Origin of the sequence: Deinococcus sp. JMULE3 (genome assembly GCF_013337115.1) — a bacterium.
In the GTDB taxonomy this organism is placed as follows: domain Bacteria; phylum Deinococcota; class Deinococci; order Deinococcales; family Deinococcaceae; genus Deinococcus.
Genome location: NZ_SGWE01000004.1, coordinates 1,106,776 through 1,133,687, shown reverse-complemented (window position 1 = coordinate 1,133,687; position 26,912 = coordinate 1,106,776). Strand labels below are relative to the sequence as shown.

At 70.9% G+C, this 26,912-nt stretch carries 26 protein-coding genes and 5 tRNA genes; 19 read left to right on the top strand and 12 right to left on the bottom strand.

The window, feature by feature from the left end:
• Nucleotides 1–148: 148 nt before the first annotated feature.
• From lptB to EXW95_RS08405, 4 genes are all read left to right on the top strand, one after another.
• Entirely contained in the window at nt 149–922 is a 774-nt protein-coding gene (gene lptB, locus EXW95_RS08420; protein WP_174367067.1) for an LPS export ABC transporter ATP-binding protein, read from the top strand.
• A gap of 35 nt (nt 923–957) precedes the next feature.
• Nucleotides 958–2,616, top strand: coding sequence for a DUF3084 domain-containing protein (locus EXW95_RS08415; RefSeq protein WP_174367066.1), 1,659 nt, complete (start codon nt 958–960; stop codon nt 2,614–2,616).
• 42 nt (nt 2,617–2,658) lie between these two features.
• The gene (locus EXW95_RS08410) at nt 2,659–3,852 is read left to right on the top strand and encodes an ABC transporter substrate-binding protein (protein ID WP_174367065.1); all 1,194 of its coding nucleotides are present in this window, start codon (nt 2,659–2,661) and stop codon (nt 3,850–3,852) included.
• Nucleotides 3,853–3,989: 137 nt separating this feature from the next.
• Nucleotides 3,990–4,145: a hypothetical protein gene (locus EXW95_RS08405; RefSeq protein WP_174367064.1), complete on the top strand. Its 156-nt coding sequence runs from the start codon at nt 3,990–3,992 to the stop codon at nt 4,143–4,145.
• A gap of 38 nt (nt 4,146–4,183) precedes the next feature.
• Here EXW95_RS08405 and EXW95_RS08400 read toward each other — a convergent pair whose 3' ends face one another.
• The 3 genes from EXW95_RS08400 to pxpA form a co-directional block, all read right to left on the bottom strand.
• Nucleotides 4,184–4,843 (bottom strand): TrkA family potassium uptake protein, encoded by a 660-nt coding sequence (locus EXW95_RS08400; RefSeq protein ID WP_058975115.1) that lies wholly within the window; start codon nt 4,841–4,843, stop codon nt 4,184–4,186.
• A 218-nt stretch (nt 4,844–5,061) separates the two neighbouring features.
• Complete coding sequence (locus tag EXW95_RS08395) at nt 5,062–6,195, bottom strand: diguanylate cyclase domain-containing protein (protein WP_174367063.1); 1,134 nt, start codon at nt 6,193–6,195, stop codon at nt 5,062–5,064.
• 106 nt (nt 6,196–6,301) lie between these two features.
• Entirely contained in the window at nt 6,302–7,039 is a 738-nt protein-coding gene (gene pxpA, locus EXW95_RS08390) for a 5-oxoprolinase subunit PxpA (protein ID WP_174367062.1), read from the bottom strand.
• Between the two features lie 41 nt (nt 7,040–7,080).
• Between pxpA and EXW95_RS08385 the strand changes: the two genes are divergently transcribed.
• Nucleotides 7,081–8,517 carry a S41 family peptidase gene (locus EXW95_RS08385; protein WP_174367061.1) on the top strand — a complete coding sequence of 479 codons (1,437 nt, stop codon included), beginning with the start codon at nt 7,081–7,083 and terminating at the stop codon, nt 8,515–8,517.
• Nucleotides 8,518–8,555: 38 nt separating this feature from the next.
• Here the strand turns inward: EXW95_RS08385 and EXW95_RS08380 are convergent, their stop codons facing one another.
• Entirely contained in the window at nt 8,556–9,527 is a 972-nt protein-coding gene (locus tag EXW95_RS08380) for a biotin-dependent carboxyltransferase family protein (RefSeq protein WP_174367060.1), read from the bottom strand.
• Entirely contained in the window at nt 9,524–10,156 is a 633-nt protein-coding gene (locus EXW95_RS08375) for an allophanate hydrolase subunit 1 (protein ID WP_174367059.1), read from the bottom strand. Before EXW95_RS08375 ends, EXW95_RS08380 begins: the two co-directional genes overlap by 4 nt.
• A 107-nt stretch (nt 10,157–10,263) precedes the next feature.
• Here EXW95_RS08375 and EXW95_RS08370 point away from each other — a divergent pair, with 107 nt between their 5' ends.
• The 5 genes from EXW95_RS08370 to EXW95_RS08350 all read left to right on the top strand — a co-directional run bounded on the left by EXW95_RS08370 (nt 10,264) and on the right by EXW95_RS08350 (nt 12,161).
• Nucleotides 10,264–11,544, top strand: coding sequence for a nitrilase-related carbon-nitrogen hydrolase (locus EXW95_RS08370; RefSeq protein WP_174367058.1), 1,281 nt, complete (start codon nt 10,264–10,266; stop codon nt 11,542–11,544).
• 80 nt (nt 11,545–11,624) lie between these two features.
• Nucleotides 11,625–11,712 (top strand) — tRNA-Ser (locus EXW95_RS08365).
• Nucleotides 11,713–11,730: 18 nt separating this feature from the next.
• Nucleotides 11,731–11,818, top strand: a tRNA-Ser gene (locus EXW95_RS08360).
• 39 nt (nt 11,819–11,857) lie between these two features.
• Nucleotides 11,858–11,934 (top strand) — tRNA-Arg (locus EXW95_RS08355).
• A gap of 150 nt (nt 11,935–12,084) precedes the next feature.
• Nucleotides 12,085–12,161 (top strand) — tRNA-Arg (locus EXW95_RS08350).
• A gap of 45 nt (nt 12,162–12,206) precedes the next feature.
• Here EXW95_RS08350 and EXW95_RS08345 read toward each other — a convergent pair.
• Nucleotides 12,207–12,377, bottom strand: a complete 171-nt coding sequence (locus EXW95_RS08345) for a hypothetical protein (protein ID WP_169796847.1) — start codon at nt 12,375–12,377, stop codon at nt 12,207–12,209.
• Between the two features lie 219 nt (nt 12,378–12,596).
• Entirely contained in the window at nt 12,597–13,796 is a 1,200-nt protein-coding gene (locus EXW95_RS08340) for a S8 family serine peptidase (protein ID WP_174367057.1), read from the bottom strand.
• 64 nt (nt 13,797–13,860) lie between these two features.
• Between EXW95_RS08340 and EXW95_RS08335 the strand changes: the two genes are divergently transcribed.
• Nucleotides 13,861–14,655, top strand: coding sequence for an SDR family oxidoreductase (locus EXW95_RS08335; protein WP_174367056.1), 795 nt, complete (start codon nt 13,861–13,863; stop codon nt 14,653–14,655).
• 3 nt (nt 14,656–14,658) lie between these two features.
• Here EXW95_RS08335 and EXW95_RS08330 read toward each other — a convergent pair whose 3' ends face one another.
• The 4 genes from EXW95_RS08330 to EXW95_RS08315 all read right to left on the bottom strand — a co-directional run bounded on the left by EXW95_RS08330 (nt 14,659) and on the right by EXW95_RS08315 (nt 19,448).
• Nucleotides 14,659–15,690 (bottom strand): DUF4357 domain-containing protein, encoded by a 1,032-nt coding sequence (locus EXW95_RS08330; RefSeq protein WP_174367055.1) that lies wholly within the window; start codon nt 15,688–15,690, stop codon nt 14,659–14,661.
• Between the two features lie 105 nt (nt 15,691–15,795).
• Nucleotides 15,796–16,383 (bottom strand): DUF4384 domain-containing protein, encoded by a 588-nt coding sequence (locus EXW95_RS08325; RefSeq protein ID WP_174367054.1) that lies wholly within the window; start codon nt 16,381–16,383, stop codon nt 15,796–15,798.
• A 261-nt stretch (nt 16,384–16,644) separates the two neighbouring features.
• Nucleotides 16,645–16,718, bottom strand: a tRNA-Gln gene (locus EXW95_RS08320).
• Between the two features lie 63 nt (nt 16,719–16,781).
• Nucleotides 16,782–19,448: a DEAD/DEAH box helicase gene (locus EXW95_RS08315; RefSeq protein WP_174367053.1), complete on the bottom strand. Its 2,667-nt coding sequence runs from the start codon at nt 19,446–19,448 to the stop codon at nt 16,782–16,784.
• Nucleotides 19,449–19,535: 87 nt separating this feature from the next.
• Here EXW95_RS08315 and EXW95_RS08310 point away from each other — a divergent pair, with 87 nt between their 5' ends.
• Entirely contained in the window at nt 19,536–20,684 is a 1,149-nt protein-coding gene (locus EXW95_RS08310; RefSeq protein ID WP_174367052.1) for a HAMP domain-containing sensor histidine kinase, read from the top strand.
• Between the two features lie 98 nt (nt 20,685–20,782).
• Here EXW95_RS08310 and EXW95_RS08305 read toward each other — a convergent pair whose 3' ends face one another.
• Nucleotides 20,783–21,289 carry a hypothetical protein gene (locus tag EXW95_RS08305; RefSeq protein ID WP_174367051.1) on the bottom strand — a complete coding sequence of 169 codons (507 nt, stop codon included), beginning with the start codon at nt 21,287–21,289 and terminating at the stop codon, nt 20,783–20,785.
• A 282-nt stretch (nt 21,290–21,571) separates the two neighbouring features.
• Here EXW95_RS08305 and EXW95_RS08300 point away from each other — a divergent pair, with 282 nt between their 5' ends.
• The 7 genes from EXW95_RS08300 to nuoF all read left to right on the top strand — a co-directional run bounded on the left by EXW95_RS08300 (nt 21,572) and on the right by nuoF (nt 26,832).
• Nucleotides 21,572–21,907 carry an NADH-quinone oxidoreductase subunit A gene (locus EXW95_RS08300; RefSeq protein ID WP_174367050.1) on the top strand — a complete coding sequence of 112 codons (336 nt, stop codon included), beginning with the start codon at nt 21,572–21,574 and terminating at the stop codon, nt 21,905–21,907.
• Between the two features lie 97 nt (nt 21,908–22,004).
• Nucleotides 22,005–22,541: an NADH-quinone oxidoreductase subunit B family protein gene (locus EXW95_RS08295; RefSeq protein ID WP_055362413.1), complete on the top strand. Its 537-nt coding sequence runs from the start codon at nt 22,005–22,007 to the stop codon at nt 22,539–22,541.
• Nucleotides 22,529–23,254: an NADH-quinone oxidoreductase subunit C gene (locus tag EXW95_RS21045; RefSeq protein ID WP_256435009.1), complete on the top strand. Its 726-nt coding sequence runs from the start codon at nt 22,529–22,531 to the stop codon at nt 23,252–23,254. Before EXW95_RS08295 ends, EXW95_RS21045 begins: the two co-directional genes overlap by 13 nt.
• 155 nt (nt 23,255–23,409) lie before the next feature.
• Nucleotides 23,410–24,579 carry an NADH dehydrogenase (quinone) subunit D gene (gene nuoD, locus EXW95_RS08285; protein WP_254605844.1) on the top strand — a complete coding sequence of 390 codons (1,170 nt, stop codon included), beginning with the start codon at nt 23,410–23,412 and terminating at the stop codon, nt 24,577–24,579.
• Between the two features lie 35 nt (nt 24,580–24,614).
• Nucleotides 24,615–24,872 carry a hypothetical protein gene (locus tag EXW95_RS08280; protein ID WP_174367049.1) on the top strand — a complete coding sequence of 86 codons (258 nt, stop codon included), beginning with the start codon at nt 24,615–24,617 and terminating at the stop codon, nt 24,870–24,872.
• Complete coding sequence (nuoE, locus tag EXW95_RS08275; RefSeq protein WP_174367048.1) at nt 24,869–25,492, top strand: NADH-quinone oxidoreductase subunit NuoE; 624 nt, start codon at nt 24,869–24,871, stop codon at nt 25,490–25,492. The genes EXW95_RS08280 and nuoE overlap by 4 nt, the downstream gene beginning before the upstream one ends.
• Nucleotides 25,489–26,832: an NADH-quinone oxidoreductase subunit NuoF gene (nuoF, locus tag EXW95_RS08270; RefSeq protein ID WP_174367047.1), complete on the top strand. Its 1,344-nt coding sequence runs from the start codon at nt 25,489–25,491 to the stop codon at nt 26,830–26,832. Before nuoE ends, nuoF begins: the two co-directional genes overlap by 4 nt.
• Nucleotides 26,833–26,912 lie beyond the last annotated feature (80 nt).

Sequence of the window (26,912 nt, the reverse complement as noted above, 5' to 3'; positions counted from 1 at the left end):
GTCGTTCTGACGTGGCAGACGGTCCCCCGACGCTCACCTTAATGTTGAATTTGTCACCTTCTTCTGACGGGCTGTCAGTTCGGCCGCAGGGCCGCGCATCACCGTTCTTTCACGGGCGGCGCCCCGGCGGGGTGATACGCTGCCGGACGTGACCGCGACCACCTCCCCGCTGCCTGCGCCGGCTGTCACGCCCCCGCGTCCGGACCTGCACGCCGAGGGCCTGGGCAAGACCTACGGGCGCCGTCAGGTCGTGCGGAACGTGAACCTGCGCGTGCAACCCGGCGAGATCGTCGCGCTGTTCGGCCCGAACGGCGCGGGCAAGACCACCACCTTCTACATGCTGGTGGGGTTCATCCGCCCCGGCGCGGGCCGCATCGCGCTCGGCGGGCGGGACCTGACGCGCCTGCCCATGCATGAACGCGCCCGCCTGGGCCTGGGGTACCTGCCGCAGGAACCCAGCGCCTTCCGCAAACTGACTGCGCGCGACAACCTGCTGGCCATCCTGGAGTACCAGCGCCTCCCGCGCGCCGAGCAGGAGGCCCGCGCCGACGCGCTGCTTGAGGAATTCGGCCTGAGCCACCTGGCGAACAGCTTCGCGTACCAGCTGTCCGGCGGGGAGCGCCGCCGCCTGGAACTCGCCCGCGCGCTGACCACCGACCCCGATTACCTGCTGCTGGACGAACCGTTCACCGGCGTGGACCCCAAGAGCATCCGCGAGATCCAGCGCCTGATCCGCGACCTGCGCGACCGCCGCGGGCTGGGCGTGTTCATCACCGACCACAACGTCCGCGAGACCATCGCCCTGACCGACCGCGTGTACCTGATGTACGACGGGGCCGTGAAGTTCGAGGGCACCCCCGCCGAGTTCGCCCAGGACGAGGACGCCCGCACCCACTACCTCGGCGACGACTTCGAGCTGTGATCCCCGAGGACGCTGTGACCCCGGAGGACTGCTAGGTGCTGTGGCTGTTCCTCCCGTTCGTGGTCATCCTGTCCGGGGTGGTGGCGTACGCCGCGGACACCATCGCCCGCAAGGCCGGCCGCAAGCACCTGCGCTGGTTCGGCATGCGCCCCAAGACCACCGCCCTGGTCGTGGCGGTCCTGTCCGGCATGGGCATCAGCGCCGCCAGCCTCGCCGCGTTCCTGATCCTGAACAGCAGCGCCGTGAACACCATCGCGCAGGCCGACCAGCTGCGCCCCCAGCTGGAGGCGCTGCGGAAGGACATCCGCGCCGCGCAGGCCGACCGTGACCGCGCCCAGCAGGAGGCCGCGCGCCTGCGCGAGCAGCAGACGGCCGCCCAGAACGCCCTGAAGGCCGCGCAGGCCGACCTGACGGACGCCCGCGCCGCGCAGACCCGCGTGCAGACCCAGGCCCGCGCCCTGGACACCCGCGTGAGGGAACTGACCGCCGCGCAGCGCACCCTGGAAACGCGCGCCGCGCAGACCCGCGCCAAACTCCAGGCGGCCGAGACGTCCCTGAAGGCCAGTCAGGAACGCGCGCAGAACCTCGACGCGCAGGTCGTGGACCTCGGCGCCCGCATCGCCCTGAGTGAACAGGAGACCCGCAGCGCCCAGGACCGCGCCCGCGACGCCCAGCAGAACGCCGAGGCCGCCCAGACCCGCGCGCAGGTCGCGCAGGCCGCCGCGCAGCAGGCCCAGACCCAGGCACGCGCCGCGCAGGCGCAGGCGCAGCAGGCCCGCACGCAGATCGGCGCGCTGGCCCGCGACCGCGCGCAGGCCGACGCCGCCCTGAACGCCGCGCAGCAGAAACTCAGTGCCGCGCAGCAGGCGCTGAAAGACGCGCAGGCGCAGCAGCGCGCCGCGCAGCAGGCCCGCGACAGCCTGCGCGCCGAACGCGACCGCCTGAGCAGCGAACGGGCCGCGCTGATCACCGCCCGCGATCAGGCCGCCCGCGACCGCACCCGCATCCTGACCGACCTGAGCGCCCTGCAACTCCAGCAGCAGCAGCTGCGTGACAGCAACGAGGCCCTGCGCGCCACGCTGGGCCGCCTGCAGGACGAGTACTCCAGTAGCCGCGCCGAACTCAGCGCCACGCGCAACACCGACCTCGCCTACCCCAGGAACGATCTCGTGTACGCCGCCGTCGTGCCCGGCGTGCGCAACCTCGACCAGTTCCTGACGGACGCCGCGCGCAGCGCCGCCACCCGCGGCGCCAAGGGCAGCCCCGCCGCGCGCCTGAACCCGGCCGCGCGCAGCGCCCTGGAGACCAAACTGCGCGGCCTGAATGCCAGTTCGTTCGTGCAGTGCCGCGCCGCGCAGAACGCCGCCGTGGGCTTCCCGGTGGACCTGATCTGCGACGCGCGGCCCAACGTGGTGCTGTACCGCGCCGGGCAGGTCATCCGCCGCTCGACCGTGAACCTCGGTGACCTGCGGCGCCTGCAGGACCAGATCGGGGAACTCGTGCAGGACGCCACGCTGGACCTCACGTCGCGGGGCGTGCCCAGCGAGTACGTGCAGGGCCTGGACGTCGGGGAACTCGTGCCGCTCATCACGCGGCTGAACGACCGCAGCGGCACCGTCGCGGTCGTCGGGATCGCCGCGCGGACCGACGTGCGGCCCGGCAGTCGCGTCGACCTGTACGCCGTGCTGCCCTGAGCCGCAGAATCCCGTCAGTCCGGCCCGCTATCCTGTCCCGCGATGCGCGCCCTGCCCCTGACCGCCCTGCTGCTCGCCGCCACCGCGAGCGCCGCCCCCGTCCGCGTGGAGTTCTGGCACGCCATGAACGGCGTGCAGGGCACCGTGCAGGCCTACGCCCGCGACTTCAACGCGTCCCAGAGCGCCTACGAGATCGTGCCGGTCAATCACGGCAGTTACCGCGAACTCCTGCCGAAACTCCAGGCGGCCCTGAAGAGCGGCTCGGCCCCGGCGCTCGCGCAACTGGAATTCACGCAGTTCCCTGCGCTCGCCAGCGCCGGACAGCTGACTGACCTCAGTGGGCGCGTGGACGACCTGCCCGGCGCGCTGCGCACCGATATCTACCCCGCCGTGTGGAAGACCGGGCAGCTGGGCGGCCGCACCTACGGCCTGCCGTGGAACGTCAGCGTGCCGGTCCTGATGTACAACGCCGGCCTGCTGAAGAAGGCGGGCCTGAACGCCCCCGACACCTGGACGCAGCTGGAGGCCAGCAGCCGCGCCCTGGCCACCGGCGGCCGCCGCCCCCTGGTCGCCGCTGCCGACGCCTGGACCTTCGAGGCGAACGTCCTGTCCCGCGGCGGCGCCCTGACCGGCGGGGACCGCCCGCGCCTGGACAGCCCCGACGCGGTCGAGGCCCTGACGCAACTGGCCCGCATGAGCGCCGCCGGTCAGGCCCAGCCCCGCACCCTGAACGAGGCCACCCGCGCCGCGTTCGACTTCGCGCGCGGGCAGAACGTGTTCGTGCTCGCCAGCGTCGCCAACTGGATCGACGCGCGCAAGCTGCCGTTCTTCAACCTGGGCATCGCGCCGTTCCCCTGCGAGAAGGAGGGCGCCTGCACCGTCCCGCTGGGCGGCGCGACCCTGACGGTCCCCAGGGGCACTCCCGCCGCCGAGCAGGCGGGCGCCGTCGCGTTCTGGCAGTACCTGATGCAGCCCGCCCGGCTGGCCGACTGGGTGAAGACCACCGCGTACGTCCCCCCGCGCCGCGCCGCCGCGCCCCTGCTGGACGACTGGTACGCGAAGAACCCGCAGATCCGCGCCGCGCACGCCCAGATCGCCCGCGCCGTGCCGCGCCCCACCACGCCCGAGTACGCCGCGTGGACCGCGCTGATCGAGGACGCGATTCAGCAGGCCACCACCGGCAAGCTGAGCGCGAAGGCCGCCCTGGACGCCGCCCAGACCCGCGCGGAACGCTGACGGAACACGGAAGTGGAATTCAGAGGTGTTGTGGGCATCCCGCCACACCTCTGGATGGAGGGGACCCGCAGGGCGTCCCTTCCAACCGCTGTGCCGCCTCCGGGATGACCCTGACGCCCGGCAGTATCCTGAGCGCCATGGGTTCCCTGTACCTGATCGTCACGCTGGCCTGCGCGGGTCTGCTGCTGCTGTTCCTGCTGCGGCCCGGCGCGGCGCGCCCCATGGTCGTGTGGGGGCTCAGCGCGCTGCTGCCGCTGCTGGCCGCGATGGTCGTCGCGCTGAATCACCGCTGAGCGTCAACCAGGGTCGAGCGTCGCAGGCCAGCGCATCGTCACTCGCCCAGGTAGCGGCGCAGGTCGTCGATGGCGTGACTGGTGCCGATCACGACCAGCTTGTCGTGGGGGCGCAGCTCATCCTCGGCGCGGGGCGTCACCTCGATCTTCCCGGCGCGGCTGATGGCGATGATCTGCACGTTGAACCGTCCCGTGAGGTTCAGGTCGCGCAGCGTACCCTTCAGGCGTTCGTTCGCCTCGATCTCCACGATGGCGTAGTCGCCGCCCAGGTCCAGGGTATCCACGATGTTCGGCGTGGCGATCTGCCGCGCCAGGCGCACGCCCATGTCATGCTCGGGCCGGATCACGAGGTCCGCGCCGATGCGTTCCAGCACCCGGCGGGCCATCTCGTCGATGGCCTTGCTGACCACGTACGGCGCGCCGAGACTCTTGGCGTTCATGGTCGCCAGGATGTTCGCCTGCACGTCCGTGCCGATCGCCACGACGACCACGTCGAAGTCCCCGACGCCCAGGGCGCGCAGGGCCCGCTCGTCGCTGGCGTCCACGATCGCGGCGTGCGTGACGAGGTTCATGACCCGCTCGACGTTCTCCTCGTGCTGGTCGATGGCGACGACCTCGTGTCCCATCTCGTAAAGGGTGGTGGCGACGGCCGTCCCGAAGCGGCCCAGGCCGATCACCAGACATTGTTTGCTTTTCATCAGAGGTCCTTTCTGCCGCCGGAAGCGGACGGGTGATACAGACTCCGGTTGGGTGGTTTGCCAACACCGTTCAACCCGAGCGAAGCGAGAGGGAGAGAAACGGGTGCCGGGCGTGGAGGTGACAGATCGGTGGTTTTCCGGTCTGTCAACGAAACAAACGGAACCCGCCTGAGGCGTGCGCCTCCGATTGTGCCGCAAAAGCCTGCCGGGCGCCCGGATCAGGCGAACAGCGCGTCGACGTTTGCCGAATTCCCGCCGGGGTCGGGCGTGACGGGGCCGAGCAGCACCCGGTTGGGGCCGGTGCGCCGCGCGGCACTCAGGGTGTCCTCGGCGGCGCGCAGCAGGTCCGGCGCGTCCATGAGTCCGTCGGCGTACACCAGTCCGATGGTCACGGTGGGATTCACGCCGTCCAGCGGGCGGGACGCGACCCGCACCCGCAGGCGCTCGCAGGCGGCGCGGGCCGAGCGGGCGTCCGGGGCGCGCATGACCAGCGCGGCCACCCCGTCGTCCAGGCAGCCGAGCAGGTCCTGGTCGCGCACGGTGCTCATCAGCACGCGTGAGACGTGCGCGGAGAGTCGCACCTGGAAGTTCGGCCCGGCGCCGTCCGGGGTGGGCTGGAGGTCCACCGCGATCGCCGCGACGACCAGGTGCTCTGGGGACTGGCGGTACGCGCCTTCCAGCTGGCGTTCCAGGGTGATCCGGTCGGGCAGGCCGGTCAGGGCGTCCAGGCCCGGCGTGTCCTGGCCCAGCACGGCGCGGCGCACGTCGCCGGTCATGCGCTGCGCGGCGCTCCGCTGCCCGGCCAGCAGCACGCCGCCCGCGAGCAGCATCTGCAGCACGCTTCCGGTCACGTCCGACTGCGCGGAGGCCGGTTCAAGCGCGACCTTCGCGGCCAGCAGCGCCGCCAGGCTGCCCAGCGCGGCGACGTTCAGGGGGGCGCTGGCCTGCGGCCCCAGCGTCCACAGGTGCGAGGCGAGCAGCACGCCACCCCACGGCGCGAGATTCAGCAGCATCGGCAGGCCCGCGTCCCCCTGGGCGAACAGGATGTATGCGACCTTGGCGAGCAGGTACGCCCAGCCGATCGTCAGTCCGGCGATCTGGGTGGTCAGCAGCGGTACGCGTGTCAGTGACAGCGTGGCGAGCAGGGCGCCCATCAGGATCGACATGGCGGGCAGCGCGAGCCGTTCGAAGGGGTCGTTCTGGTGGTACAGCGCGGCGATCAGCGTGGCGATCAGCACGGCGCCCACGACCCGCTGGTTCAGCATCCGGCGGTCCAGGTTGGTGCGGAAGACCCCGCCACGCGCTGGGCGGGCGGACGCACTCAGTGAACCGGGGCGGAAGTCAGGCAGCATCTCAGGACCGATTGCAGCACGGGGGCTCTCACGGAGACCTGACAGGAGCTGCCCGGCGGGTCAGCTGTTCCGTCAACCCAGCCTGCGCCCTGGACTGCGCCCCGGGTCAGGGGGCGGTCACGCGCAGCCCCGCCGCCTCCAGCGCCGCGCGTAGCGTCCGGGCCAGTTCGGCGGCCTCGGCGCCGTCACCGTGCAGGCACAGCGTCCGGGCGGGCACGGCGACCTCCTCGCCGGTCACGGCGGTCGTCAGGCCCTCGCGTGCGATCCGCACGCCCTGCGCGACTGCCGTCTCGAAGGGCAGCAGCGCGCCCGTCTGCCCGCGCGGCCACAGGCTCCCGTCGGGGGCGTACCCGCGGTCCGCGAAGCCCTCGCCGATCTCGCGCAGTCCGGCGGCGCGGGCCTCGCGGAGCATCTCGCCGCTGCCCGCCAGCCCGAAGTACACCCCGATGCCACTGTCGGCCGCCGCCTGTGCCACCGCGCGGGCCAGCGCCGCGTCGCGGACGGCCATGTTGTACAGCATCCCGTGCGGCTTGACGTGCCGCAGCGGGACCCCCTCGCGCGCCGCGACGGCCTTGAGCGCCTCGATCTGCTCGCGCACGAACGCGCGGACCTCGTCCGGGGGGAAGTGCAGTTCGCGCCGCCCGAAGCCCTCGCGGTCCGGGAAACCCGGATGCGCCCCGGCCGCCACCCCGAAGCGCGCCGCGAGCCGCAGCGAGTCCCGCATCGTCCCGGCGTCCCCGGCGTGCCCGCCGCAGGCGATGTTCGCGCTGCTCACCACGCCCATGACGGTCTCCTCGTGCGCGCTGCCCTCGCCCAGGTCGGCGTTCAGGTCGATACTGGTCATGTCTTCCAGTGTAGTCACCCGGCCCGCGTGACAATGCAGGCGTGACCCGCGCCCGACTCCTGCTGCTGCCGCTGCTGCTGGCCGCCTGTACGCCCACGCCCGCGCCGCCCGTCCCGGGTGACGACGTCCCCACCGTCCCGCGCGCCACCCGGCCCGCAAGGCCCAGCTGCGTCCTGAACCCCGAGTGGCTGTCCGCGCTGGGCGGCCCGGCCGGGCTGATGGGCGTGAACCTCCGCGCGCCGCTGCGCGCCCAGGCGACCCCCAGCCTGTTCGACCAGCTGCTGGACGTGCGCGAGGCCATCAACGGCAGCTACTGGGGCGAGTCCGGCGTGGACCTCCAGGCGCTGCACGAGCAGGCCGAAACGGGCGCCCGCACGGCGTTCGGGAACCTGCGCGCCGCCGACCTGACCACGCAGACCGACGCGTTCATGAACGACTACGTGGACGGCGTGCGCGACGGACACACCTACTTCCTGGACGCCGCCGGGTTCAGGGCGTTCCGGGACAGCCTGAGCGCGGCGCCCACCCCCACGCCCCGCCTGGGCGTGCGCTGGGCGGCGGTGCCCGGCGAGGATGGCGCGGTGCTGCTCGACGCGTTCCCGGAGTGGCCCGCCGCGCAGGCCGGACTGACGCGCGGCGACACCCTGCTGAGCATCGGCGGGCAGCCCCTGACCCGCCAGCCCGGGGACAGCGACGCGGCGCACGCCGCGCGCCTGAGCACGCTGCTGGGGCAGGCCAGCGCCGCCGGGGCGCCCGTGACCGTCACGTACCGCCGCGCGCAGGCGGGCGCCGAGACGACCGCCAGCACGACCGTCACGCCCCGCGTCCTCAGCAGCGCGCCCCTGCCGTACGCGCGCACCGTCGCGCCCGGCACCGTGCTGCTGCGCCTGCCGACCTTCGCCACGTCCGGCGTCGCGCAGCAGGTGCACGCCCTGATCGGGGGCGCGCATCGCGCGGGCGCGACCCACCTGATCCTCGACCTGCGCGGCAACGGCGGCGGCCTGCTGTCCGAGGCGATCGGCGTGGCCGGCGCCCTGGTCGGCGACCGCGCCGGGGAGACCATCGAGACCCTGGACGGGCAGGACGTCACCTACGCGTACCGGAACGGGCAGGTGCTCGCGGGCGTGAACTGCGCCCCGACCAGCCCGGTCCTGGGCGTCGGCACCCCCGCCCGCTGGACGGGCCGACTGACCATCCTCGTGAACGAGGGGTCCGCCAGCGCCTCCGAGATCGTCGCACAACTGGCCGCGCAGACCGGGGCCACCCTGACCGGGGAACGCAGCTACGGCGTCGGGAACACCGTGACCGTGATCGGCGCCATCAGCGGTGACCGGGGCCTGAGCGTCACCATCGGCCGCGCGAACGACCTGCGCGGCCAGCCCCTCACGCCCGACGTGACCCCCGCTCCCGTCACCCCGGACGACCTGCGCGCCCTCGCCCACGGGCACGACCTGCCCCTGGAAGCCGCACTGAAATAAGCAGGAAGTGGGGAGTGGGACAGACGCCGTTCCACTCCCTACTTCCCACTCACCACTGCCTGTCTCAGCATCCACTCCGCCTGCCGCAGCGCTCGTTCCTGCGTGAGGTGCGCGGCGTGGGCGTCCTCGCGGGTCACCTCGCGCAGGGTCAGAGTGTCGCCGGGGCGCAACTGGCCCAGGCGGGGCAGGTCCGCCGTGATCACGACCAGCGGCGTGGGGTACCCGCCGTGCGTGCCCGCGTCGGGCAGCAGCAGGATCGGGCGGCCGTCGGGTGGCAGTTGCAGCAGGCCCGGCACGTTCGGGACGCTGGGCCGCGCCGGGTCCCGCGGGGCCGCGACGGACTCGGTCAGGCGGGCGCCCATGCGGTCCGCCTGCGGACTGACCGTGAAGGGCCGCGCCAGCAGCGACTCGCGCAGGTCGGCCGTCAGGTCGCCCGTGCCGAGCACCCGCAGCTCGTGGTGGGGCCCGGTGGGCGTGCGGAGGTCCGGCGCGATGAACGCCCGCCGCGCCGCCTGCGCGGGCAGGGGAGACCATGTCAGGTGATCGCCGGGCCGCAGCGCCCGCCCCTGCACCCCGCCGAAACCCGCACGTAGGTCCGTGGCGCGACTGCCGAACACCTCATGCCCGTGCAGACCGCCGCGCACCGCCAGGAAGGCCCGCAGGCCCCGCGCGGTCCCGCCGACCGTCAGGGTCTGCCCGGTCTGCACCTGGACGGCCCGCCACAGCGGCAGCGGCGCGCCGTCCAGCGTCGCGTCGAACGGCGCGCCGCACAGACTGATCAGCGCCGCCTCGTGAAAGAGGACCGTCGGGCCGCCCAGCGTGACCTCCAGGCCCGCCGCGTCCGGCGCGTTGCCCACCAAGGCGTTCGCCAGCCGCCGGGCGACCGGGTCCGCCGCGCCGCCCGCCGGGACGCCCAGCGCCCGCACGCGCCGCCCGGCGTCCTGCACGCTGCTCTGCACGCCGGGCCGCAGGACGGTCGCCCCGACCGCGCCGCCCCGCGAGGGGCTCACGCGCGGGCCTCGAAGCGCACCCGGTCGCCGGGCCGCCACGGGACCGGGGCCGCGCGGGACAGGTCGAAGAAGTTCATGGGCGTGCGGCCCACCAGTCGCCAGCCGCCCGGCGTCTCACGCGGGTACACGCCGGCCCAGGGGCCGCCCAGCGCGACGCTGCCCGCCGGGACCCGCTCGCGCGGGGCGTCCAGGCGCGGCATGCGCAGCGGCTCGGGCAGGCCGGTCAGGAACGCGAAGCCCGGCGTGAAGCCCAGGAACGCCACCTCCAGCTGCGCCGCGCACAGCGCCGCCACGAAGGCCGCGCGGTCCAGGCCCGCGTGCGCCGCGCACCAGTCCAGGTCCGGCCCGTCGAAAGTCACGGGCACCACCAGCGTCCGCCCCGACCCGCCCGGCGCCGGGGTCAGGGTCGCCAGTCGGGCCGCCACGGTCTCCTGCACCGCCTCGCCCGCCGTGGGGGCGTCCAGCAGCAGGGTCAGCAGGTCCAGCGCGGGCACCGCCTCCTGCACGCCCGGCAGTGGGTGGGCGCGCAGGCTGGCGTACAGTTCGCGGGCCAGGAGCGTGCGGACGTTCAGCGCGGCGTCCCCCAGCCACTCGAAGGTCGGCAGGTCCGGGCCGGAGGGTGCAGGCATGCCCCAGCATACGGACCCGCGCGGGGCCGCGCCGGGCCGCTGTGCAGCCACCCCGCCTCACGCATTCGCGCCCCGCGTTCCCCGCCGCACCCGCTACGCTGCGGATCATGACTGCCCCCACCCCGCAGCCCCCGAGGCACGTCCGCGCGGTCGCCGTGCAACCCCACTGGAGTGCGCGCGACTTCACGACCCCCGACGCGTTCCGCCGCTGGATGCGCGCGCAGCTGGACATGGCCCGCCCGCACCTGAAGCCGGGCGGCGTGAACCTCGTCGTGCTGACCGAACTGAACGGCCTGCCGCTCGTGCTGCGCGGCGGCGGGTGGGCGCTGCGCCTGCGGACCTTCGAGCGGGTGGCGCTGGCGCTGTTCCTCGCGCGGCTGCCGCGCGCCCTGCCGGTCCTGCTGCGCGAACGGGTGTCACCCATCCGCGCGCTGCAACTGGCGGGCATCGACGCGAACACCGAACTGTACCTGCACACCTGCCGCGACCTGGCCCGTGAGTACGGCGTGTACCTCTGCTGCGGCAGCGCGCCCATGCCCCGCTACACGCGCCACGGGAACACCCTGCGCCGCGCGCCCGGCATCCTGACGAACCAGACCGTCCTGCTCGACCCACACGGCGACCTGATCGGCGTGACCGACAAGGTGCACCTCACCCCCGACGAGGAGGGTGGCGGCGTGGACCTCACCCCCGGCGACCTGAATGAGCTGCGGGTGTTTCCCACGCCCGCCGGGGACCTGGGCGTCGCCATCAGCCTCGACGCGTTCCGCGCGGACGTCATCGGGTCACTGGCCGCGCAGGGCTGCACCGTCCTGCTGCAACCCGACGCGAACGGCTCGCCCTGGACGGCCAAGGAGGGCCTCCCGCCCGACCCCGCGCACCTGCGCGACCAGCCCGTCGCGTGGCTGGAAAGCAGCTGGCAGGTCACCGCCCAGCGCCAGATCCCGTACGCCGTGAACCCCATGGTCGTCGGGAACCTCCTGGACCTGACCTTCGACGGGCAGAGCGGCATCACCGGCCCCGCCGAGGAAGCCCCCGGTCTACGCAGCTACGTCCTGACCGACCCACGCCCCGGCTTCCTGGCCCTGACTCCCTGGGTCACGGACGGCACCCCCGACGAACTGCGGCAGGCCGGACTGGACCGCGCCGCGCACAGCGGCCACCCCCTGGAAAACCGGTACCGCGAGGACACCCTGCACGCCGACCTGACCCTCCCGCCCGCTGCCCGCCCCGCGCCACCCCGCACCCCCCACGAGGACGCCCTGCACGCCCTGCTGCGCGGCGAGGCCCACGCCCCCCGCCCCAGCCCCCACCCCGGCCGCTGGGCACTGGCCGCGCTGCCCCTGCTGGCCCTGCCCCTCCTCACGTGGTTGCGCCGCCGCCCCTGACCGACATTTGACAGGACGCGCCCCCCCTCTTATACTTCCCCTCGCGCCTGAGTTCAGCGACGGCGCGCCCCGCCATGCAGGGGGGGTTGGCCGAGTGGTTGAAGGCAACGGTCTTGAAAACCGTAGTAGGGCAACCTACCGGGGGTTCGAATCCCTCACCCCTCGCCAAAACATGACAACCGGACTGGAGAGGTGGGTGAGTGGCTGAAACCGCACCCCTGCTAAGGGTGTATACCGCAAGGTATCGAGGGTTCGAATCCCTCCCTCTTCGCCACCATTCAACGCGCCACACGTTGAATGCAGCCAACAGGATGTGCCCGTAGCTCAGCTGGATAGAGCGTCTGACTACGGATCAGAAGGCCAGGGGTTCGAATCCCTTCGGGCACACCAGACAAGAGCCCCCGCCCCGCGCGGGGGTTCGCTGTTTTCACCCCGTCTGAGCATTCCTGCCCAGGCCCGTTCACCCCCACTTGCAATTTCCGCCCCGACCCTGTAATCTCTTTCGGCTGAGCAAAGAGCTCCAGCCGCACCACACAGGACGTGCCCGTAGCTCAGCTGGATAGAGCGTCTGACTACGGATCAGAAGGCCAGGGGTTCGAATCCCTTCGGGCACACCACACAGCAAAGCCCCCGCCACGCGCGGGGGTTTCTGCTGTACCGGGTTACTTGCCGTTCTTCGTGAGGCGGTACAGGGTGACGCCGTTGCTGACGAGCAGGACGACGCACAGCAGGGCCATGGGCCACTCCTGCTTGCTGGCGAAACGGATGGTCAGGATGCCCCAGCCGATCACCAGGGCGGTCACGAGCCAGATGCGCCACGCGGGCGCGTTCATCGCGGGAACCTCATGCCCCCCAGGGTACGGGGCGGGTGGGGGGCCGGTGGTCCCGCGTCACCTCCCACCTCACCGTTCATCTCACAGCAGCGTTCAGGGAGACTGAGGGGTTTTCTCAGTCTTCCTGAAACGAGCGGAGCGAGAATCTGCCGCCATCAGCGGTTGGAGGTGGAGTTGAAGGGCGTGCTTTTGGCCCTTCAATGGAACTGGAAACCGCTGTCACTTGCCGAGGCTGGAGGCCAGGGCGCGTTTCAGGGCGCCTTCGGCGTTCAGGGTGCCCGCGCCGCAGGTGTGGCCGGGTTGCGGGTCGCAGCGCCCACCGGGGAAGGGGGTCGCGCTGCCCGTCAGGTACGAGCGCAGCAGCGCCGGGCTGAGTTTCGGGCGGACGCCCAGCAGCAGGCTGGCGACGCCGGTCGCGTGCGGCGCGGCAAAGCTGGTGCCGTTCGGGGCGCGCTGCCCGCCGGGACCGCTCACGCTGACGGTGGGAATGCCGCGCGCAGGGTCGCCGCCGGGCGCGGCCAGGGCGACGCTGCGGCCCCAGTTCGCGTACGCGGGCCGCTGTCCGTCCTCGCCGACGCTGGTGACGGTCAGGACGTTGCGGCACCCCGCAGGGGAGTACCCACCCGCGTCCTTCCCGTCGTTCGCGGCGCCCGCGATGACCAGCGCGCCGCGCGCGGTGACGGCGTCCACGGCAGCCTGGACGCGCGCGTCGCAGCCGGTCAGGGGAATGAAGTCCGCGAACAGGCTGAGGTTCAGCAGTTTCGCCGGGTTCGGGTTGGCGGGCACGCCCGGCACGGGAATCCCGGCGGCCCACTTCAGGCCGTCCACGAGGTCCGGGACGGTGATGGTGCCCTCGGTGTCGGCCACGCGCACGTGCACGATCCGCGCCTGCGGGTTGATGCCCGCCATGCCGCGCCCGTCGTGCGCCGCGCCGATCAGGTTGGCGATCACCTCGCCGTGGTACGCGAAGGTCCCGACGGCGCTGGCGTCCGCGTCCCGCCCGCTGCCGTCCCCGGCGCGCCCGGCGTCACTGACGAAGTCGTAGCCGTTCACGGCCCGCGCGCCCAGTTCCGCGCTGCGTACGAACCCGGTGTCCAGTACCGCCACGGTCACGGGCGCGCTGCGTTCCAGCGCCCACGCCTGCGGCATACGGATCAGCGCGAGGTTCCACTGAGAGGCGAACAGCGGATCGCCCGGTGTCACCGGCTGCGCCGCACTGCCAGTCGAAGGGGCAGCGGGCGTGACCGGGCGCGGCGCCGGGGTCAGGGGTGAGATGGGCGGGATCTCCTCCAGCGGCGCCGGGGACACCGGGACGGGCACGCTGGGCGAGGGGGGCAGACTGGGAATGGACGTGGCGGCCAGGGCGGAGCCCAGCAGCAGGCCTCCCAGCAGCGCGTGAGGCAGGTGACGGCGGATCATCCCCCCAGTGTCCGGCGCGCCGCTGACGCGCACCTGAGTGGCCCTTGGGGATACCATCACCCCTATGACCCAGCCTGTCCCCAGCCACCCCACCGCGCGGCCCGTCGTGCTCCTGACCGGGGCGTCCAGCGGGATCGGCCGGGCCACCGCCACGGAACTCGCGGGCCTGGGCTACGCGCTGGTGATCGCCGCCCGCCGCGCCGACGACCTGCACGCCCTGGCGCGGCAGCTGGACCCCAGCGGCGCCCGCGTGCTGGCCGTCCCCACGGACGTCACGGACGACGCCTCGCGCCGCGCACTCATCGCGGCGGCCCACGCGCACTACGGGCACATCGACGTCCTGATCAACAACGCGGGCGTGACCATCGAGAAAGGCTGGTGGTGGGACGACACCGACCCCCTGCGCGTCCTGCGCGTGAACCTGGAGGCCCCCATCGAACTCACGCGGCTGGTCCTGCCGGAATTCCAGGCGCGCGGCAGCGGCCACATCCTGAACATCGGCTCGGTCGCCGGGCGGGCCGCGACGAACGGCATGTACTCCGCCAGCAAGTTCGGCATCCGTGGCTTCAGCCTCGCGCTGCGGCGCGAACTGCTCGGGACCGGCGTGCACGTCAGCCTGGTCGCCCCCGGCTTCGTCAGGAGCGAGATGACCGCCAGCGCCCGCCTCCCCATGCCCGGCCCCGAGGTCGTCGCCCGCGCCGTGGCCCGCGTCCTGCTGCAACCCAGGGCCGAGACCATCGTCCCGCGCCTGTACCGGCCCCTGGTGTGGCTGGAAGGTCTGTTCCCCGCGCTGGGCGACGCGGTCGTGCAGAAACTCATCTACCGCCGCTACGACCACAGCAGCGACACGAAACGCTGAGGATCAGCGCCAGTGCTGCGCCGGGCGGCCCTGCGCGTCCTTCCAGGCGTCCCAGCCGTTCACGGGCCGCACGCAGACCATCGCGGCGGCCTCTGACGCGGATTTCATGTCCAGGTCGCGGGTGAGTTCCAGCCGGGCGTCGTCCAGGGGGCGCAGCGTGCCGTCGGCCACCCAGGCGTCCCGCCGCGCCATGAACTTCTGCCAGCCCGGTTCGTCCCGGCGGCGCGCCGCACACTGACTGCCCGCCAGCAGCCGCCACGTCCCGCCCGGCAGGTAGAGGGCCTGCGCCGCGCAGCCCAGCGCGCGGAACGAGAAGCGCACACCCCCGGCTGGCTCTGCGCTGTTCGCAGGTGTCTGTGCGCCCAGCAGCACGTCCCGTTCCTGCTGCGTGACGCGGTTCATCTCGGCGGCCGCCTGCGCCGCCAGCGCGAAGGACGCGATCCCGAACTGCCGCTGCACGTCCGCCACGACCGGGGTCTTCTCCCGCAGGATGCGCGCCTCGTCCAGGCGGCGCTGCTGCTGCGCCTGCACGCGCGCCACCGCCGCCCGCGCTCCATCGGCGCGCCACACGGCCGGGTCGAACAGCAGCGCGAAATCATCCGCGAACGGTTGCGGCTCGCGGCCCAGTTCCAGACGCAGCACCTCGTGTTCCTCGAAGGTCCCGCCCGGCTGGTGCAGGCGGTCCAGCACGGCCCACACCCGCCCGTTCGTGAGGACCGCCCAGGGGGTCTTCTCGCTGGCGGCGTACGTGACGACCTGCTGGTAGTCCCGCGGGCCCAGCGTGACGGCCATGCCCTTGAGTTCCAGCGCGAACGTGCCGCTGCCCGCCCGGATCAGGAAGTCCGCGCGGTGCCCGGTGCCGTTCGTCTCCTCCGGCACGACCTCCGCCGGATTCCAGATGTCGAACCCCGCCGCGTGCAGCAGCCGCAGCACGATCGCCTGACGCACGATCGCCTCGCCGGGCGGGGGAGCGTGGGCCAGCCACGCCTGGATGTGCGTGACGGCCTCCTGAACGGCGTCGGTACGGCTGGGCATGTGCGCCGAGTCTACCAGCGCCCCCGCGCCCGCACGGACGGAAACGGGACCGACGAAACCGCGCCCCCCGGTCCACGACGGGGGGCGCGCTGCCGGGTGCTGTGCTTAGCGGCCGACGCTGTAGCGGACGGTGTCGCTGGTCCAGTTCTGCTGCGGAACGGGCTGCTCGACGGGGTTCACGACGATGCTCAGCGCCTGCGCGAAGCCCGCCTGGGTCCTGGGCTGCACGGTGGCGAAGGTCTCGCCCTGGCGGTAGCTGCTGAGCTGGTCGAGGTCGAGCGGGGTGCGGCTGGCGATCACGAGGACCTTGTTGATGCCGCGCGGGCCGCTGATGTTGAACACGAAGTTGTCGCCCTGGGCGGGGAAGGTGCGGGTCTGCCCGGCGCGGACGTAGGCGCTGCTGCTCAGGCGGTTGGGGAGGATCTGGTCGGTGGTGCCGTCGGGGTTGATGTTGAACAGGTACACGTACGCGTCCTCGTTCACGGTGGTGCTGATGCTGATGCGGTCGCCGACGCGGTACACGGGGGTGCGGTCGCCGCTGGTGTCGCGGTCCACCCAGACCTTCACGCTCAGGTCGGTGGGGACGGGGTTCACGATGATGCTCTGCGCGCTCAGCTTGGGCGCGGCGAGGGCGGGGGTGGCGGCACCGAGGATGGAAGCGGTCAGGGCGAGCAGCAGGGCGGGCTTCTTCATGGGGGGCTCCAGGGGACGGGCCGGATCTCCGCCGCGCGGTGATTCTCGCCGTGCGGGAGTGCGTGGAGACCGGGGGTGTTGTCCTGCCCTGAATGGTAAGGAAGGTCACCTGACGGGCGGTGAAGGCAGGCTGACTCAACATGAGCTGGAACGTGACGCGGCTCATGATCGGCCGATCAGAAATGGGACTACGGGGTCAGGGATGGCAGCAGAGGGGACAGCAGAAGCGGCCCGCCGGATCGCTCCGGGGGCCGCTGGGTCTGGCAGGGATACTAGGATTCGAACCTAGACAAACAGATCCAAAATCTGTTGTGCTGCCATTACACCATATCCCTGTACTGCTGCCGAAACGGTGTGTTTCAGGCGGGTACGAGTATAGGGGTGCCCGGCGCCGCAGGTCAAGATACGGGTGTGGGCGCCGCCTCGATGACGGTCAGGCCCGCGAACTTCAGCAGCAGCCGCTTCTGGCCCACGCCGGGGAAGTACAGCAGCACCTCGCGCCGCTCGCCCTGATGGAAGCCCTGCATGAACACGCCCTCGCCGAACTTCGGGTGCCGCAGCCGCAGCGGCTGGGTGGTGCTCACGGCGCGCTGCAGTTCGCGGCTGGGGATGCCCAGGCGGGCGCTGACCTCCGGCAGGGACAGGCCGTGCAGGTCCAGCAGTTCCCGCGCCTGCGTGGGCCAGCTGGGCGGCAGCGCCGGAACGTCCGGCAGCGGCGCGCTGTCCGGCAGGGTGGGCGGGAGGTCGTCCGCGTCGGGCACGGGCACCTCGGCGGGGCGGACGGTCAGGCCGGGAATGCCCTGCAGGAACGCGCGGGTGGCGAGCTTGTCGGTGGGGCGCCGCTCGCCGCTGGGCAGCGTGGGCGAGAAGCACCGGCTGACCGCGATGCACTCGAAGCACCCCTGCGCCTGCTGACAGCACGCCTTGCTCGTCAGGTCCAGTGCCCGCTGGAGCAGGTCGTCCATGTGCTCGAACGCCCGCCGGGCGACGCCCAGGCCGCCCAGCCAGTCGTCGTACAGGAAGAAGTAAGTGTCGCGCCCCTCGCGGAACGCGCCCGCCAGGTCGTTCTCGTCGCACGCCACGCGTTCGGGCGTGACCTTCTGCAGCAGGTGCTTGAGGGTGTGCGCCACGGCGGTGGGCCGCTCGGTGGCGCGCGGGTCCACGCCGACCTCCAGCGCGCTCGTGCGGAAGGGCGGCAGTTCGGTGGGCTGCTCGTACAGGTGCTCGGAGAGCTTGTGGTCCTGCATGCGGTCCTGGATGCGGCCCCCGCAGCGGGCGCAGCTGCGCTCGGTCTCGCCCGGCTCGCGGTCGCAGCCGACGCACACCCGCTCGAACACCTGCCGGAGCATCTGGTAGCCGGTGTACCGCCTGCGGATGACGACCTCGCCGTGCCGGAAGGCCAGCGGGCCGCGCCGCTCCCACTCGCCCATGCGGGCCGGGGTGACCTCGATGGCGTACAGGCCGCGCGTGAAGAGGTTCGCGGCGTCGTGCTTCTCGACCAGGATCGCGGTGCCCGCCGGGTGTTCCTCCCAGCGCAGCACCTTGTAGCCCTGCCCGTCCAGCGTGAACACCGCGCCCTCGTGCTTCTCGGTCAGGGCGTAGTGCTGGCTGGGACTCTCCAGCGGCGCGTCCAGCGCCCGCGCGCCGTGCCGTTCCCACTCTGTGGCCTCGACCACCGCGAACTTCAGGCTGCCCTCGCCGCGCAGGTTCCAGTAGCGCGGGCTGGGTTGCGCCTCGTGCGGGGCGGGCAGTCCGGCGGCCGTGAACTCGTCGTTCGCGCGGGCCGCGTGCCGGGGCGACAGGTACGGGTTGTGCGCCTCCACGACCGCCTTCTCGATCGGGCCGGTCAGCAACTCCAGGAAGTTCCCCGCGTTGCTGTAGAACGCGTCTGCCGGTTGCGGCACACCCTGCTCGTTCAGCGCCGGGAGGTACAGCACCAGCCCTGGCGCGATCCGCCCCGCCCGGCCCGCCATCTGCCGGAACGCCATGCGGCTTCCCGGGTACCCGTCGATGATCACGACCTCCAGATCCCCGATGTCCACCCCGGCCTCCAGGGCGTTCGTGGCGAACATCACCCCGCTCCGGGCCCGGCGGAACTCGGACAGGCGCCCCTCGCGGTCACTGGTGCCCGCCATGTACAGGTGCGCCCGGCGCGCGTACTGCGGCTGCCCCCGGTACGTGGAGTACAGCCGCGCCGCCCGCGACCGCCCCCGGAAGAACGCCAGGACCTTCAGGTCGTACCGCTCGCTGGCGTCCATCACCGCGTTCCAGAAGCGCCTCGGCTGCCCCCTGTGGTCCGCCAGCACGAACCGCTTGCCGTGCCGCGCCGCACCCGACTCGCTGACCTCCACGGCGTCCACGCCCGTCAGTTCCCGCGCGAACTCCGCCGGGTTCCCGATGGTCGCGGTGCTCAGGATCACCTGCGGGTCCGCGCCCAGCGCCCGCGCCAGCGCCAGCAGGCGGCGCAGCATGCCCGCCACCTCGCTGCCGAACCCGCCCCGGTACGTGTGCGCCTCGTCCAGCACCAGGAACGAGAGGTTCCGCAGGAACTCCCGCACGCCCGGCTGCGTCAGCGACCAGTGCAGCTTGTCCGGCGTGGCCGTCACCATCCGCACGCCGGGCCGGAACACCGCCGAACCCTGCGCGCTGCCCTGGAACGCCGCCACCTCCCACGGGAAGCCCCCGCGCTCCCGGAAAGCCAGCAGCTTGTCCCGCTGATCCTGCCCCAGCGCCACGAGCGGGTACACGAACAGCGCCGTCGCGTGCGGGTCGCGTTCCAGCCGGTCGAACACGCCGGGGAAGAACGCGCCGGTCTTGCCGCTCGCGGTGGGCGTCGTGATGATCACGTGCCGCCCGTCCCGCATCAGCTCGTACGTGCGCGCCTGATGCGCGAACACCTCCGGAAAGCCGAAGCCCCGCGTGACCGCGTCGCTCCAGCCCAGCCCCGACGCCGCCACCGTCCGCGCGTCCTGCGGCCACTCCTCGTGCAGGCGCGTCGCCCCGCTCCCCAGCGTGTCCCGCAGGAACCCCTCCAGACGGGCGAAGGGCGAGCGGGCGGGCAGCATCCCCACAGTCTAGAGCCGCGCGCACACACGCAAGAGGGAAGCGCGTCACGGTCGCCCGCCCGCGCGGGGTAGACTGGACAGCAGTTCATGACGACTCCCGAACCGCCCACCGTGTTTGTCGTGACGTCCCAGGAAGCCCGCGCGCACGCGCTGCGGGCCCACCTGCCGCGCGTGAACGTCGTCCACGCCCCCCACGCCGAATTCCTGATGCGCGAATCGCACGTCACCATCCCCGACGTCGCCCTGCTGTACACCGACACCCCAGGCGTGCCCCTGCATCAGGTGCTCCCCATGCTCCGCCAGCGCGCCGAACTGGGCGGCACGCACTGGCTGGCCGTCGGTTCGCAGGGCCTGGGCGAGATGCTCGGCGCGGGCGCCGACGCCCTGATCAGCGACGTCACGCCCCCCGAAGCGCTCGCCCTGCAGGTCCGCGCGCTGCTGGGCCGCGCGCAGCAGTTCCGCGACACGCTGGGCCGCGTCGCCACCCTGCAACGCCGCATGGACACCTGGGAACACGAGGAACGCGTCCGCGACCAGCTGGTCCACATGCTCGTCCACGACCTGAAAAACCCCATCGCGGCCGTCATGGGCCTCCTGGAGATCGTGCAGGAAGACCCCCGCGTGCCCGAAGACAACCGCGAACTGCTGAAAGTCGCCCGCGACGAAACCCAGCACCTGCTGCACCTCACCGTGAACATGCTCGACGTCCGCAAGATCCAGGCGGGCAAGATGAACCTCAAACGCGAACTGATGTTCACCCCCATGTTCCGCGAGGTCATCGACCTCGCCCGCGGGGACGTCGGCAGCGGCCTGCGCGACCGCCACATCCGCGTCGAGGTCGAACCCGACCTGAGCCCCGCCAGCGTCGACCCGGAAATCCTGCGCCGCGTCCTGGCGAACCTGATCAGCAACGCCCTGAAACACACCAGCACCGGCGGCCTGATCCTCGTGGGCGTCAAGGGCACCCCCGACGCCGTACAGGTCACCGTCCGCGACGACGGCGAGGGCATCCCCGCCGACGACATTCCCAACCTGTTCGCCGCGTTCGAACAGTCCCGCCTGACCCTGCACGGCCGCTTCGACACCGGCATGGGCCTCGCCTTCTGCAAACTGGCCGTCGAGGAACACGGCGGGCAGATCTGGGTCGAATCCGAACGCGGCAAGGGCGCCACCTTCTACTTCACGCTGCCCCTGGCGCAGGACGCCGAGGACGACGACTTCGTCGAACTGGTGTAAACGGGTAGGGGGGACGCGGGAAGGCGACCTCCGGAAAGCTGGTGGAGGGGCCGTTCACAGCGGTTGCCTGCTCTTCGGTCGGTGGTCCACGGAGTGGGTCAGCCGATCGGCCAGATGGTGATGACGCTCTTGAACGAGCCGTCCTGCGGAATCAGGCTGCACCCGACGGCCCACTGATCCACCAGGGTCAGGAAGCCGCCCTGATCGTCCTGCCGCGCTTCGTTCAGGCAGGTGTTCAACTGCGCCCGGCTGAAGGTGACGTCCAGCAGGTCGCGGGTCAGCAGGGAGAACGCGCGGGCCTGCACGTCGGTCAGGGGGTACGCGGCGGCGGTGAGGTGCATGTCGTACACGTACCCGTCCTGCATGCGGCGGATGGTCAGTTGCCCGAAGATCTTCTGGATCTCGTAGCGGTACGTGGTGAGCGTCACGGAGCGGTAGGTGGCGTCCGGGCCGACCGTGACGGGCTGGGCGTGGCAGCCGAAGGTCTGGCAGAAGGGCCGGGTGGTGATGCGGTCCACGCGGTTCAGGAAGTCCGGAACGCGGACGGCGTGCGCGGCGCCCAGGGTCAGGGCGGCGAGGGTCAGCAGGAGGGTGGGTCTGGGCATGTCGTCACTGTGCCACTGTCTGTCTCGTCGGCGGGGCGCACATGCCGCCGGTGGTGCGGGTGTGGGTGCAGACGTGGGCCTGACGGGGGCGGGGTTGGCTGTTTGTGCCTGCGTGTCGTGTGAACCGTGATAAAACAGGGTGTACCAACAGTTCAGAAGTGCAGTTCGTTTCAGGATTTCTCTTTTTTTCCAGATCCTAGTGCCGTTTTTCACGAGCAGGTTGTGGAGGGCGGCGCAGACCCAGAAAGGAGACCGAACATCGAATACGCCAACTTCGTCATCATGCTGCTCGTCGCGCTCGGCATCGGCATCGTCGCCGTCCTCGCCAGCGCCCTCCTCGGCCCCAAGAAGGCCAGCCGCACCAAACTCATGGCCTACGAAAGCGGCAACGACCCCGAACGCGGCGGCGTCGGCACCGGCCAGCGCTTCCCCGTCCACTTCTACCTCGTGGCCATGCTGTTCATCATCTTCGACATCGAAACCGCCTTCTTCTACCCCCTGGCCGTCGCCTACCAGAAACTCATCCCCTTCGCCTTCTTCGAAGCCATCACCTTCGTCCTGCTGCTGCTCGTCGGGTACGTGTACGTGCTGAAAAAGAAGGTGCTGGAATGGGCGTGAGGGCTGTTGATAGGAGAAAGTTGATGGTTGATGGAGAGACGCACGTTGTCTATCAACCATCGACCATCGACCATCTCCCCGCACAGGAGGTGCGCACATGCCACTGAAGGAACTGTTCGAGAAGGACTGGCAGGAGCTGGAGTCCGAGGGGATTCTGTTTTCCAGCCTGGAAAAGCTGGTCGCGTGGGGGCGCAGTAACAGCCTGTGGCCCGCGACGTTCGGGCTGGCGTGCTGCGCGATCGAGATGATGAGCAGCACCGACGGGCGCAACGACCTGGCGCGTTTCGGGAGCGAGGTATTCCGCGCCTCTCCCCGGCAGGCGGACGTGATGATCGTCGCCGGGCGCCTGAGCAAGAAGATGGCGCCGGTCATGCGGCGCGTGTACGACCAGATGCCCGACCCGAAATGGGTGATCAGCATGGGCGCCTGCGCCAGCAGCGGGGGCATGTTCAACAACTACGCGATCGTGCAGAACGTGGACAGCGTGGTCCCGGTGGACATCTTCGTGCCCGGCTGCCCCCCGCGCCCCGAGGCGCTGATCTACGCCGTGATGCAGTTGCAGAAGAAGGTGCGCGGCGAGGCCTTCGACCAGTTGGGCCATCAGCTGCCCATGGTGGACGCATGGACCCGCTGAAACCCGCAGACGCCAGACCCATGGGCCGCGAGGGCGTCGCGCAGTCCAGCACCAGCGCCGCACCGGCCGTCACGCCCGCCGCCGCACCTGCTGCCCCGGCTGCGCCCAGCCGCAACGTGACGAGCCGCGACGTGACGGGCCTGATCGCCGAGCTGGGCCTGACCGAGGACCACGCCGCCGAACCCACCGCTCTCGTCACGCCCGGCGACCTGCTGCGCGCCGCGCAGACCCTCAAGGACCACGGGTTCATGCTGATGGACACCGTCGGCCTGGACTACAGCACGTACACCGAACCCCGCCCCAAGCGGTTCGCGGTGCTGCACAACATCTACCACCCGCGCGACCACCGCCGCCTTTTCCTGCGCGTCTGGCTCGACGACGGCGAGGTCCTGCCCAGCCTGTACCCCATCTGGCGCGCCGCGAACTACCTGGAACGCGAGGTGTACGACCTGATGGGCGTGTCCTTCACCGGGCACCCCGACCTGCGCAAGGTCCTCACGCCCGACGACCTCGAAGGGCACCCGCTGCGCAAGGACTTCCCGCTGGGCGAGACACCCACCCTGTTCCGCGACGGCCGCTTCCTGGACCCCGCCGCCTTCCGCGCCGGACTGACCGGACAGAGCAGCGGCCTCACCGGGTACCGCGGCGAACTGCGCCGGGGCCACGGCGAGGACCGCACCCCACCCGTCATGCCGGAAGGAGGGCCGAAGTGACCACCACCGACAAGACCAGCACCAACCAGCCCAGCCGTCCGGCCCCCACGCACGGCGCGCAGGCGCCCGGCGGGACGCTGGCCCCCGAGCAGATGCAGCCCGACCATCAGGAATCCACGAGCGCCGAGCGCCTGCACGGCCAGACCGAAGGGCAGATGCACACGCAGATCATGAGCCTGAACGTCGGCCCGCAGCACCCCAGTACGCACGGCGTGCTGCGGCTCGTGGTGGACATGGACGGCGAGTACGTCGTGAAAGTCACGCCGCACATGGGGTACCTGCACACCGGCTTCGAGAAGACCTTCGAGAACCGCACCTACCAGCAGGGCGTCACGTACGCGCCCCGCACCGACTACCTGCACTCCTTCGGACATGAACTCGCGTACGTCCTCAGCGTCGAGAAACTCCTCGGGGCGGACGTGCCCGAGCGGGCCACCACCGTGCGCATCATCCTGCACGAACTCGGGCGCATCCACAGCCACCTCGTGTTCGTCGGGACCGGCCTGCTCGACCTGGGCGCCCTGACGCCGTTCTTCTACGCCTTCCGCGAGAAAGAAGCCCTACAGGACCTGTTCGAGGCTGTGTGCGGCTACCGCATGAACCAGGGGTACTTCCGCGTGGGCGGCCTGTACCGCGACATCCCCGACGGCTGGCCCGCCCGCGTCGAGAAGTTCCTCGACCAGATGGAACGCGGCGTCACCGAGTACAGCACCCTGTTCGCGCAGAACCCCATCTTCCTCGACCGCGCCAAGGGGGTCGGCGTCATCCCGCCCGAGGTCGCCCTCGACCTGGGCCTCACCGGACCCAACCTGCGCGCCAGCGGCGTGCCCCTCGACCACCGCAAGGACAACCCCTACTGCGGCTACGACACCTACGACTTCAACGTCATCACCAGCACCGACGGCGACAGTCTGGCGCGCTTCAACATGCGCCTCCTCGAATTCGGCGAGAGCATCAAGATCGTCCGGCAGGCCCTCAGGCGCCTCAAACCCGGCCCGGTCAAGGACCCCAACCGCAAGATCAGCCTCCCGCCCCGCCACGAACTCGAAACGAGCATGGAAGCAGTCATTCACCACTTCAAACTCGTCACGGAAGGCTTTCACCCCCCCACCGGCGAGGTGTACGTCCCGGTCGAGAGTGCGCGCGGCGAGGTCGGGTACTACATCGTCAGCGACGGCGGCAGCATGCCGTACCGCGTGAAGATCCGCGCGCCCAGCTTCGTGAACCTCCAGGCGCTGGAGTACGCCTGCGTCGGCGCGCAGTTCGCGGACCTCATCACCATTCTCGCCACCATCGACCCCGTGCTGGGCGACGTGGACCGGTGACAGAAATGGCTATCAGATGGCAATACGCACGCTATGTGACCAGAGTGGGAAGTGAATATCTGCCCGATGATTTTAGTCTCTATCTGCCTGAGAAGACTATTAGCTCGGAGAGTATGGTGGATTTGATTATTGAAATAGCCGGATATCCACCAAGAGATGATGAGGCGGGACTGGATCTATTTCTCAATGCTCTAGGAGGCATTGGTTGGGAATTGATCCATCTAAGCGAAAGTTCGTCAGAAGCTCTTGGATATTCTTCCGCCAGCTTTTACTTTAAGAGGCAAATTGCATGAGTTACTTCGCTGAGAAACAACCACTGGTGGCGGATATCTTCAGCCGTTACCCGGATTCACCGCAGGGGCGGCGCAGCGCGTTGATGCCGCTGCTGCGCGAGGTGCAGGACGCGGAAGGCTTCGTGTCCGAATCTCGCATGGCGGAGATCGCGGCGCTGTGCGGCACGACGGCGACCGAGGTGCGGTCCGTGATGAGCTTCTACTCCACGTACCACACGCTCCCCACGGGCAAATACCACCTGCAGGTGTGCAGCACGCTGATGTGCGCGCTGGCCGGGTCGGACGAGCTGTGGGATCACCTCGTGGAGACGCTGGACGTGCAACCGGGCGAGGTCAGCGCGGACGGGCGGTTCAGCGTGCAGAAGGTCGAGTGCCTGGGCTCGTGCGGCACCGCGCCGATGATGCAGATCAACGACGACGGGTACTACGAGAACGTGGGCCCCGGCAAGTGCGCGCGGATTCTGGAGTCGCTGCGAAACGACCTGCAACCGCTGCCGGACAACCCGGTGCCGGTGACGGTTGGTGCGGACGGGCGGCAGGTGCTGGCGACCGGGCAGGCGGTCGGGTCGAGCGTGACGGGCCTGCACCGCCTGCCGGAACAGGCCGGGGGTGAGGCGTGACCGCCACGGCCCCCACCCCCCCGAAGCCGATCACGAGCGCGAAGGACCCGCGCTTCGCGCCGACGCTGTACGCGCACGTCGGTCAGGCAGAGAGCTGGACGCTTCCTTACTACCGCCGCAACGGCGGGTACGAGCCGGTGAAACGCGCCTTCGCGATGGGTCCGGACGCCGTGATCGACGAGGTGAAGAAGTCCGGCCTGCGCGGGCGCGGCGGGGCGGGCTTCGCCACCGGCCTGAAGTGGTCGTTCATGCCCCTGAAGGACGGCAAACCGCACTACATCATCTGCAACGCGGACGAGTCCGAACCCGGCAGCTTCAAGGACCGCTACCTGCTGAGCGAGGACCCGCACCAGCTGATCGAGGGCATGATCATCGCCGCGTACGCCATGCGCGCCAGTGTGGGCTACATCTACATCCGCGGCGAGTACGTGCATGCCGCCGAACGCATGTGGGCCGCGATTCACGAGGCGCGTGCAGCCGGACTGCTGGGGCAGAACATCCTGGGCAGCGGCTTCGACTTCCAGCTGTTCGTGCACCGCGGGGCCGGGGCGTACATCTGCGGCGAGGAAACCGCACTCATGAACTCGCTGGAGGGGCTGCGCGCCAACCCGCGCCTCAAGCCCCCGTTCCCGGCCGCAGCGGGCCTGTACGGCCTGCCGACCACCATCAACAACGTCGAGACCTTCTGCGCCGCCACGCAGATCCTGCGCTACGGCGCGGACTGGCACGCGGGCATGGGCACCGAGAAGAGCAAGGGCATGAAACTCTTCCAGATCTCCGGCCCGGTCGCGCGGCCCGGCGTGTACGAACTGCCGCTGGGCACCACCTTCCGCGAACTCATCTACGACTGGGCCGGCGGCCCCCTCGAGGAGATGAAGGCCATCATTCCCGGCGGGAGCAGCTGCCCCATGCTGCCCTGGACCGACGCGATCCTCGACACGCCCATGGACTACGAGTCCGTCGCCGCTGCGGGCAGCATGCTCGGCACCGCCGGGGTCACGCTGATCCCGAAGGCGGACTGCATCGTGAACGCCACCTGGAACCTCGTTCGCTTCTACGGCCACGAGAGCTGCGGCAAGTGCACCCCCTGCCGCGAAGGCATTTCCAGCTGGATGACCCGCATGTACCAGAAACTCGTCACCGGACGCGGGCAGCCCGGCGACGTGCAACTCATCCTCGACATGAGTGACAACATCGGCGGCCGCTCCTTCTGCGCGCTGGCCGACGCCTGCCTCGGTCCCGTCCTGAGCAGCATCAAACTGTTCCGCGAGGAATACGACGCCCTGGCGACGACGCAGCAGCCCCTGTACCCCGCGCGCAAACGCTGGAAGGACAGCTGATGAGGATAGTCGATAGAGGATGGTTGATGGAGAGGGCGCGGCGTAATGGGTGTTCCATCATCCATCAACCATCACCCATC

Bases quoted from the DNA above. Each gene is read 5' to 3' on its own strand.
- nuoD (WP_254605844.1), top strand. From the start codon at position 23,410: ATGCACACGCAGATCATGAGCCTGAACGTCGGCCCGCAGCACCCCAGT.
- EXW95_RS08325 (WP_174367054.1), bottom strand. From the start codon at position 16,383: ATGAAGAAGCCCGCCCTGCTGCTCGCCCTGACCGCTTCCATCCTCGGT.
- EXW95_RS08395 (WP_174367063.1), bottom strand. From the start codon at position 6,195: ATGCTGCCTGACTTCCGCCCCGGTTCACTGAGTGCGTCCGCCCGCCCA.
- EXW95_RS08310 (WP_174367052.1), top strand. From the start codon at position 19,536: ATGACGACTCCCGAACCGCCCACCGTGTTTGTCGTGACGTCCCAGGAA.
- EXW95_RS08410 (WP_174367065.1), top strand. From the start codon at position 2,659: ATGCGCGCCCTGCCCCTGACCGCCCTGCTGCTCGCCGCCACCGCGAGC.
- pxpA (WP_174367062.1), bottom strand. From the start codon at position 7,039: ATGACCAGTATCGACCTGAACGCCGACCTGGGCGAGGGCAGCGCGCAC.
- EXW95_RS08405 (WP_174367064.1), top strand. From the start codon at position 3,990: ATGGGTTCCCTGTACCTGATCGTCACGCTGGCCTGCGCGGGTCTGCTG.
- EXW95_RS21045 (WP_256435009.1), top strand. From the start codon at position 22,529: ATGGACCCGCTGAAACCCGCAGACGCCAGACCCATGGGCCGCGAGGGC.
- EXW95_RS08300 (WP_174367050.1), top strand. From the start codon at position 21,572: ATGCTGCTCGTCGCGCTCGGCATCGGCATCGTCGCCGTCCTCGCCAGC.
- EXW95_RS08400 (WP_058975115.1), bottom strand. From the start codon at position 4,843: ATGAAAAGCAAACAATGTCTGGTGATCGGCCTGGGCCGCTTCGGGACG.
- EXW95_RS08315 (WP_174367053.1), bottom strand. From the start codon at position 19,448: ATGCTGCCCGCCCGCTCGCCCTTCGCCCGTCTGGAGGGGTTCCTGCGG.
- EXW95_RS08345 (WP_169796847.1), bottom strand. From the start codon at position 12,377: ATGAACGCGCCCGCGTGGCGCATCTGGCTCGTGACCGCCCTGGTGATC.
- EXW95_RS08335 (WP_174367056.1), top strand. From the start codon at position 13,861: ATGACCCAGCCTGTCCCCAGCCACCCCACCGCGCGGCCCGTCGTGCTC.
- nuoE (WP_174367048.1), top strand. From the start codon at position 24,869: ATGAGTTACTTCGCTGAGAAACAACCACTGGTGGCGGATATCTTCAGC.
- EXW95_RS08330 (WP_174367055.1), bottom strand. From the start codon at position 15,690: ATGCCCAGCCGTACCGACGCCGTTCAGGAGGCCGTCACGCACATCCAG.
- EXW95_RS08295 (WP_055362413.1), top strand. From the start codon at position 22,005: ATGCCACTGAAGGAACTGTTCGAGAAGGACTGGCAGGAGCTGGAGTCC.
- EXW95_RS08370 (WP_174367058.1), top strand. From the start codon at position 10,264: ATGACTGCCCCCACCCCGCAGCCCCCGAGGCACGTCCGCGCGGTCGCC.
- EXW95_RS08375 (WP_174367059.1), bottom strand. From the start codon at position 10,156: ATGCCTGCACCCTCCGGCCCGGACCTGCCGACCTTCGAGTGGCTGGGG.
- EXW95_RS08305 (WP_174367051.1), bottom strand. From the start codon at position 21,289: ATGCCCAGACCCACCCTCCTGCTGACCCTCGCCGCCCTGACCCTGGGC.
- EXW95_RS08340 (WP_174367057.1), bottom strand. From the start codon at position 13,796: ATGATCCGCCGTCACCTGCCTCACGCGCTGCTGGGAGGCCTGCTGCTG.